Annotated in this window: 8 protein-coding genes; 2 read left to right on the top strand and 6 right to left on the bottom strand. The window is 64.2% G+C overall.

The genetic code is table 11. The features are described from left to right. Positions 1-2: 2 nt before the first annotated feature. The 6 genes from AC1DY5_RS35555 to AC1DY5_RS35580 form a co-directional block, all read right to left on the bottom strand. Positions 3-2,075 (bottom strand): NAD(+) synthase, encoded by a 2,073-nt coding sequence (locus AC1DY5_RS35555; protein WP_478119187.1) that lies wholly within the window; start codon positions 2,073-2,075, stop codon positions 3-5. Further along, entirely contained in the window at positions 2,072-2,677 is a 606-nt protein-coding gene (locus AC1DY5_RS35560; protein ID WP_478119189.1) for a cysteine hydrolase family protein, read from the bottom strand. The genes AC1DY5_RS35555 and AC1DY5_RS35560 overlap by 4 nt, the downstream gene beginning before the upstream one ends. A 145-nt stretch (positions 2,678-2,822) precedes the next feature. After that, positions 2,823-3,083: a hypothetical protein gene (locus tag AC1DY5_RS35565; protein ID WP_478119191.1), complete on the bottom strand. Its 261-nt coding sequence runs from the start codon at positions 3,081-3,083 to the stop codon at positions 2,823-2,825. 85 nt (positions 3,084-3,168) lie between these two features. Then, entirely contained in the window at positions 3,169-3,786 is a 618-nt protein-coding gene (locus AC1DY5_RS35570; protein WP_478119193.1) for a LexA family protein, read from the bottom strand. Positions 3,787-3,886: 100 nt separating this feature from the next. Then, complete coding sequence (locus AC1DY5_RS35575) at positions 3,887-4,249, bottom strand: response regulator (RefSeq protein ID WP_478119195.1); 363 nt, start codon at positions 4,247-4,249, stop codon at positions 3,887-3,889. A 326-nt stretch (positions 4,250-4,575) separates the two neighbouring features. Continuing rightward, positions 4,576-5,868: an NAD(P)-binding domain-containing protein gene (locus AC1DY5_RS35580; protein ID WP_478119197.1), complete on the bottom strand. Its 1,293-nt coding sequence runs from the start codon at positions 5,866-5,868 to the stop codon at positions 4,576-4,578. A 427-nt stretch (positions 5,869-6,295) separates the two neighbouring features. On the opposite strand from AC1DY5_RS35580, the gene AC1DY5_RS35585 reads away from it, so the two are divergent. Together AC1DY5_RS35585 and AC1DY5_RS35590 are read left to right on the top strand one after the other, a co-directional pair. Further along, positions 6,296-6,709, top strand: coding sequence for a hypothetical protein (locus AC1DY5_RS35585; protein WP_478119199.1), 414 nt, complete (start codon positions 6,296-6,298; stop codon positions 6,707-6,709). A 166-nt stretch (positions 6,710-6,875) separates the two neighbouring features. Continuing rightward, the coding region (locus AC1DY5_RS35590; protein ID WP_478119201.1) for a dioxygenase family protein at positions 6,876-7,123 on the top strand (248 nt) is incomplete at its 3' end.

The following is a 7,123-nucleotide window of genomic DNA, read 5'->3' on the forward strand; positions in this document are numbered from 1 at the left end:
CCTCAGCTGTCCTCATCGGGAATCCGCTCGAGGTCCGCAAGCCAGACGACCGCCTCCCCATCGCTGGGGGCGCGCCAGTCGCCGCGCGGAGAAAGCGAGCCACCGGAGCCCACCTTGGGTGCATTCGGCACGCAGGAGCGCTTGAACTGGCTGGTCTTGAAGAAGCGGTGGACGAAGGTGCCCAGGTGTTTTCGGATCTGCGTCAGCGAGTACGCATTTCGGCCGGCCTCCAGGTCATCCGGCCAGCGGCCCTGGCCGGCGTCATGCCACGCCGTGTAGGCCAGGAAGGCCACCTTGCTCGGCTTGAAGCCGTAGCGCAGCGTGTAGTAGAGATGAAAGTCCTGCAGCTCGTAGGGGCCGACGAAGTCCTCGGTCTTCTGGCCGGGCTGCTGGGCGCCTTCATCGTCCGTCGGTACCAGTTCGGGGCTGACCTCGGTGGCGAGAATCGCCCGCAGGACCGCGCTGCCCGCGGCGCCGACCTGCTCGTTGTCGGCCACCCAGCGCACCAGGTGTTTGACGAGTGTCTTCGGCACACTGGCGTTGACGTTGTAGTGAGACATGTGGTCGCCCACGCCATAGGTGCACCAGCCGAGCGCCAATTCGCTGAGGTCGCCGGTGCCGACCACGATCGCGCCGTGGAAGTTGGCGAGCCGGAACAGATGACTGGTGCGCTCGCCGGCCTGCACGTTCTCGAAGGTAATGTCGTACTGGGGCACGCCCTCTGCGAAGGGGTGGCCCAGGTCGACCAGCATCTGCCGGCAGCTGGGCCGGATATCGATCTCGCGCGCGGTGCAGCCTATGGCGTCCATCAGCTGCAGCGCCTGCTCCCTCGTGCGTCCGCTGGTCGCGAAGCCGGGCATCGTGAAACCGAGGATGTCGGCCCGAGGCCGCCCGAGCCGGTCCATTGCCTGCGCGCAGACCAGGAGCGCATGGGTCGAATCGAGGCCGCCCGAGACGCCGATCACGAGCTTGCCGATACCTGCCGCTTCGAGCCGCTGCACCAGCGACTGGACCTGGATGTTGAAGACCTCCATGCATCGCTCGTCCCGGCTGCGGGCATCGGCCGGCACGTAGGGAAAGCGCTCCACGCGGCGAAGCAAGGCCGGCCGAGGCATGGGGTGCGGCTCGCCCGCGTCGAACGCCACCGTGCGCCAGCCGGCCAGTGCCTGCTTGTGGCGCTGCGCCGAGACCCCGAAGGAGTTCTGCCGCATGCGCTCGCGCGAGAGCCTTTCGAGGTCGACATCGGCCATGATGATGTGGGAGCGATTGCTGAAGCGCTCGCTCTCGGCCAGCATCTCGCCGCTTTCGCAGATCAGCGCCTGGCCGTCCCAGGCCAGGTCGGTGGTGGACTCCCCGATGCCGGCCGAGGAGTACAGGTACGCGGCCAGGCAGCGCGCCGAATGCAGGCTCACCAGCCGGTGGCGATACTCCGACTTGCCGATCGTGATATTGGACGCCGAGAGGTTGACCAGCACGGTGGCGCCCGCGAGTGCCGCGTGGCTCGAAGGAGGTATCGGCACCCAGACGTCCTCGCAGATCTCCACGTGCAGCTTCAGGAGTGGAATCTGCCGGCACTCGAGCACCAGCTCGGTTCCGAAGGGAACGCGCTGGCCACAGAGGGCGACTTCGGTCGCCAGCGCAGTGTCGGCGGCGCTGAACTGCCGCGCCTCGTAGAACTCGCCGTAGTTGGGCAGGTAGGTCTTGGGCCACAGCGCGAGCAGTCGGCCACCGGCCACGGCCGCGGCGCAGTTGTACAGGCGGTGGTCCACCCGCAGCGGCAGGCCGACGATCGCCAGCGCGGCGAGTTCCCCGGACGCGGCGACCACGCCGGCGAGCGCGGTCTCGCAACCGTCGAGCAGTGCCGCCTGATGGAACAGGTCGTCGCAGGTATAAGCCGAGAGGCCCAGTTCGGGAAAGGCCACGACGGCCGCCCCCTGCGCGCTCGCCTCGCGGTACATGGCGATGGTCTCCGAGGCGTTGAACGCCGGATCGGCCACCCGATTGCGCGGCACCGCCACCGCCACGCGGACGAAACCATGGGAGCGGGGATCGAGGAAGTCGGACAAGGAGCTCATGGCGACGGCCTTCGGTTGAGACGGATGCGCGACCCTGCGGTGACCGACACCCCGTGCACGGCCTCGAACTGCCGCAGGACCGTCCGGTTGCGCGCGCTCGACTGGGTCGCGACGCAGTCGCTCGGCACCACGACTTCCAGCGAGCGCATGCGGGCCTCGAGCACCGTGCTCAGCACGCATTGGTCGCTGGCCACGCCGGCCACCGCGATCCGACGGACCTCGAGATGGCCGAGCAGCAACTCGAGTGGCGTGCCGAAAAAGGCCGACTGGCTGGGCTTCAGAACGAAGTAGTCGTCCCGTGCCGGCTGCAGCGCCTGCGTGATGGCGCCCCCCGTCCCCCCGCATTCGAGCGAGAGGTCGACCAACGCCGGAAAGTCCGAGCGCCAGCGCCCGCGGTTGTCGTTGGCGTAGATCACCGGCGCGCCAGCCCTGCGACATCGCGCCTTCAGCGCGGCAATCGGGCGGGTGATGCGCCAGGCGTTGGGCAGCAGCTTGTCCGCATCCGGGAAATCCCAGCAACTGATCATGTAGATGACGAGCAACGCCGTACCACCGGCAGCCGTGTCGGGCGCGATGGGTTCGGGCTGTTCAGAGGAGGTCATGGTCGCTCCAGGCGCGAAAGCTAGCACCGCTGGACTTTTCGCCGTGTAGGCGCAGAACTTCCTTCGGCCCGCGAGGCCGAGAAGGCTTAGGCTGAACGAAGCTGCAAGCGCTGACACCCAACGCAATCCGCGCGCCGCTTTGGAGCTATTCCATCCCGCGCAACGGCGACTCGTCCGCATCGCCGCGGTCGAAGCGGGGATCGGAAGGCAGCGACAAATGCGGGGTGTCGATGTCGAAGGCCTGGCCCATGGACGCCAGGGCCTGCTTGACGATCAGAAAGGAAAGAAAGCGCTCTTCGCCCGACGCCGCCGGCGCGCCGTGAGGGGGCTCGATAGAGTTCCTGAGCCTTTCGCAAGCAGCCTCCCATTCGAGGATTGCTCGCACCTGCGCAGCAGTCTTCCGCATGCTTTCTTCTGCTCCAGATAGTGGATAGGCAATCTATCACTGTGCACTCAAACTATCGGAAAACAAGGACGTTTACTGCCGGTTTCTACCGGAACCGCTTGGTGAATTCGCGCACGACGCCAATCACCCGAGCAGATCCGAGGGGCTTGATGGGATAGCGTGCGTTCAGCGGTTTGAGATAAAGATCGCCGCCGTCTTTGACGAGCTGCTTGAAGGTGGTTTCGTTCTCGGCATTCAAGGCGATCACGTAATCGCCAGGCACCCCCTCCAGCTCCGGTTCGACGATCAGCAGTGAACCCTCGGGAAACGAATCGCCGGTTTCGCTGACCATGCTGTCGCCGTGGACACGAAGCGCATACGTGTGTCGCCTGACCGGTACCGTGACAGGTACCGTGTCGAAGCTGTGCTTGGGCCTGAAGTTGTCGATGACTGTGTAGTTGCCGGCTTCGACCTCCGAGACAACCGGTACCTCGGCGCGCACGTCAAATCCTGGGCTCAGGTTCGAGCCGCCCRAAACCAGTTCGGCGACAGAGATCCCCAGCAACTCGGCGACGAGGCGTTGGTTGCTTCGCTTGGGGGCGGTTCCACCTGCTTTTTCCCATTGTTGTACAGCTCCGCGCGTAACCCCTACAGCGTCAGCAAACTGCTGCTCGCTCATCCCAAGACTGCGGCGCCCTTCTCGGATTAAACGATGGCTGCTCATAGTCGAGAGGCTATGCCCTCAGATCGATAGAATTTTATTCCTCGATAGGGTTTTTGGCGAGGGTTCCGGGTCAATCGATGACCCGGCCAAGCGAGATTCATTAGTGCATATGAAGGCAATATTCAATGAACGCATCCAATTCGGTAGATTTGTCAAAGACCACGTCGGCACCGAATGTCCTGCAGCGCTCGCGCATCTCGCGGGTCGCATAGTTGCTCAAGACAATCACCTTCTGGGACGCCTTGCGAACCCGGCAGGACGCCAGAACGGTAAGGCCGCTTCCCTCGGCCAGGAACAGATCCACGATCGCCAGGTCCCACTCCGTGTCGTGGGCCCCGAGCCAGTCGGACGCAGCGAATGCGCTGCCTGAAGAACCGACAACCTGGACAGCCGTCAACTCCTCGAGGGCTTCTTCGAGATTGGCCCTGATGACGTCGTTGTCCTCGACCACATACGCGCGCACAGGAAACGCCGAATTCCTCATAAGACGACCGCCACATCAGGAGGCGCTCGCACGGTGCGCGGCAACATGAGATCCATGCGTATCCAGCGAAATGAAATCTCTACGCACATATGCGACATCGCAACCTCGGACACTCCGGTGAAATGGGTAGAAGCTTGACCGTACCTTAGACGGTACGCATCAAATAGATGTAGGACCGATGCCACACCGTGATTCCATCCTGTCGTGTCGATGGGCGTCCAAGCTGATGCTTGCCGCGTCCCGCTTGTTGGAGAAAACTAAATCAGTATTGGCGGCATCGCGCAGCGCCCCGGCGCGTCGCGGTGTTAGAGCAGCGGATACGGCTGGTCGTCCGGCGTGCCCAGCGCCATCTGGCGATAGAAGTCCCAATCGTTTCCCTCGGCGTGGCTGCCGGGATCCCGTTCGGCGAGATAGCGTGCCGCATCGAGATGGTTGAGCCGATGCCCGACGGGCTTCATGTCCAGGCGCGCCGTCCCGCGGATGTGCGACATGAGCGATCGGGCCATCACCATGAAGCTCCACGGCGCAGAACCGATGCCGTCCAGCACGACGCCCGGGAAATAGAGCTTCGGTGCATCCAGACTGCGGAAGATGCATGCGCAGCGCGAGGCCAGTTCAGCAACGTTGCGGATCGCAGCGATGCGCGGGTCTTCGAAGTACGACAGGTCGGTCTGGTAGCCGGTGCCCCATAGGAGGACATCCACCGCGAAGCGCGTGCCATCCGACAGTATGACGTCGCGGCCCTCGATGGCCTCGACACTGCCCGGGTATCGCTCGAGTTCGCCGAAGCGGGCCAGCATCCGGGCGCGGCCCGGAATGAGCTGGTCCTGCTGCAGATCCAGGGGCCGACTCGGCTGGATCGACCGGATGCCGAACTTCTCGTAACGGGCCAGCAAGTCCGCGCCGATCATTGCGTTCTGCTCAGCCAAGGCTACTCCGTTGGCCTGCATCTTCGCGTACGGCCGCACGCTGCCCGCGATGATCTTCGGCTTGCCGGTCGGGGTGAACCAGCGCAAGCCCCGGTAGGCCCAGACGATCCGGCGCGCCTGGTGCTCCAGGCACAGGTCCAGAAGGTCGAAGGCCGACGCGCCGCCACCGACCACGAGCACGTCGCGACCGGTCAGTTCGGCAGGATCGCGCAGGGCACTCGAATGCAGTTCTCGCACCGTGACTTCGCGACGACGCACATCGGGAATCACGGGCGTGTTGTGGCCGCCGCTGGCCGCCACCAGATGACGCGCGCGCACCGAGCCTTGCGGCGTATCGAGCTCCCAGCATGAGCCGTTGTGGCGCACGCGGGACACCGGGCTGTCAACCCGGATTCGATCGGCGAGGCCGAAGCGCTCGACCCATGCCTCGATGTTGGCGAGGACCTGCGCTTGCTTCGGACCGTCCAGCGGCAGATTGCCGAGGGTCCAGTCGGCCGGGCTGATCTGGATGTCCTGCCATGCTGGAATCTGACGCCACAGGCCACCGACGCCGCTCTGCTTTTCGAGCACCAGGGCGTCAAGGCCCGACTGTCGCGCGTATTGCAGGTGGATGACGCCGGCAATGCCGCCGCCAACGATGGCCAGATCGCGCAACGGGGTGGCTTGCATGGGGTGATCCTCCTCATCGCCACCGGGGCCGGTGCTCGGGCGGAATGCCGCGCTGCAAATGGGTGTCGCGATGATGCGCTCGATCCTCGAGCGCCGGCAATGCCGCGGGCACAAATGCTCGCCGCAACTGCCGCGACTGCCGACATCGGCGTGAGGCCGGGCCGGGCCCGCACGCGCCGTCGCTGCACCTCATGGCGACTGATCGCGGCCACCTCCGATCGTGAGTCCGGGGGCAAGGCCGATGAGAAATAGATTACGAATCATGAATCCGATAGTGCTTTGATTCGTAGCTCTAAAGCTTTCAGAAAATTCCTCATTCTCTCTCAATTAATAATCTTTAACATTTGTCCTAAATTATTTCCACTCAAATGAATCGTGGAAATTCGAATATCCGATTGGAATATTCGCTTGAATTTCAGGCCGATTATTGATCTATTTTAATTGGAGACTCGCGAAAAATCATGAACAAGTCGTACAAGAGCATCTGGAACGAAAAGACCGGGCGGCGGAAGGCAGTCGGGCGATGGGCAAGAAGTCGTCCTTCGGCCTGCTGGCCGCAGCCGTGCTGGCCCTCGGGCCGTTGCCGGCATGGCCGGTCTCGCCGCGGCGCCGACAGCCCATGCCGGAGGGGGCTGCAGATGTGCGGTACCACGTCCGGGAGCCTGACCGCTGGGGCCAGCTGGGGCGCAGGCGGCGGGACAGGTTCGTCGTTGACCTGCTCGAACCCCAATCCTTATGCCTTCTCGCGCAACAATTCCGGCAGCGACATCGGCGCGAATGGCTTCAGTCGAAGGGCAATCGCGGCCTCGGGAACAGCCTCGGATGTCCGGAGGCGATCTGAACACCGGCTACATTCGAGCCTCAAGAGGCCGTGATCGGCCGCACGCATCACGACTCTCATGCATTCCCGTCCATCGATATCTCGCCGCGCGCTGATTCAAACCGCATCCGCGGGCGGCGCCATCGCCGTGCTAGCAGGCCTCGCCGGCCTGGCGAACGCGCAAGCCATGCCAACGCGCCGCATGCCGGTGATCTTCATCGGACACGGCAGTCCCATGAACGCTATCCAGGATAACGAGTTCACGCGACGCCTGGTGGCTTGGGGGAAGGAACTCCCGCGGCCGGTCGCTATTCTCTCGGTCTCCGCCCATTGGCTCACGCCAGGCGCCACCGGCGTTGGCATCCAGACGAGGCCGGAGACCCTCCATGATTTCGGGGGCTTCCCGACGGCCCTCCAAGAGATGCAGTACCCCGC

Source organism: Variovorax sp. P4_D9 (assembly GCF_056401695.1).

Bases quoted from the DNA above. Each gene is read 5' to 3' on its own strand.
- AC1DY5_RS35580 (WP_478119197.1), bottom strand. From the start codon at position 5,868: ATGCAAGCCACCCCGTTGCGCGATCTGGCCATCGTTGGCGGCGGCATT.
- AC1DY5_RS35565 (WP_478119191.1), bottom strand. From the start codon at position 3,083: ATGCGGAAGACTGCTGCGCAGGTGCGAGCAATCCTCGAATGGGAGGCT.
- AC1DY5_RS35560 (WP_478119189.1), bottom strand. From the start codon at position 2,677: ATGACCTCCTCTGAACAGCCCGAACCCATCGCGCCCGACACGGCTGCC.
- AC1DY5_RS35555 (WP_478119187.1), bottom strand. From the start codon at position 2,075: ATGAGCTCCTTGTCCGACTTCCTCGATCCCCGCTCCCATGGTTTCGTC.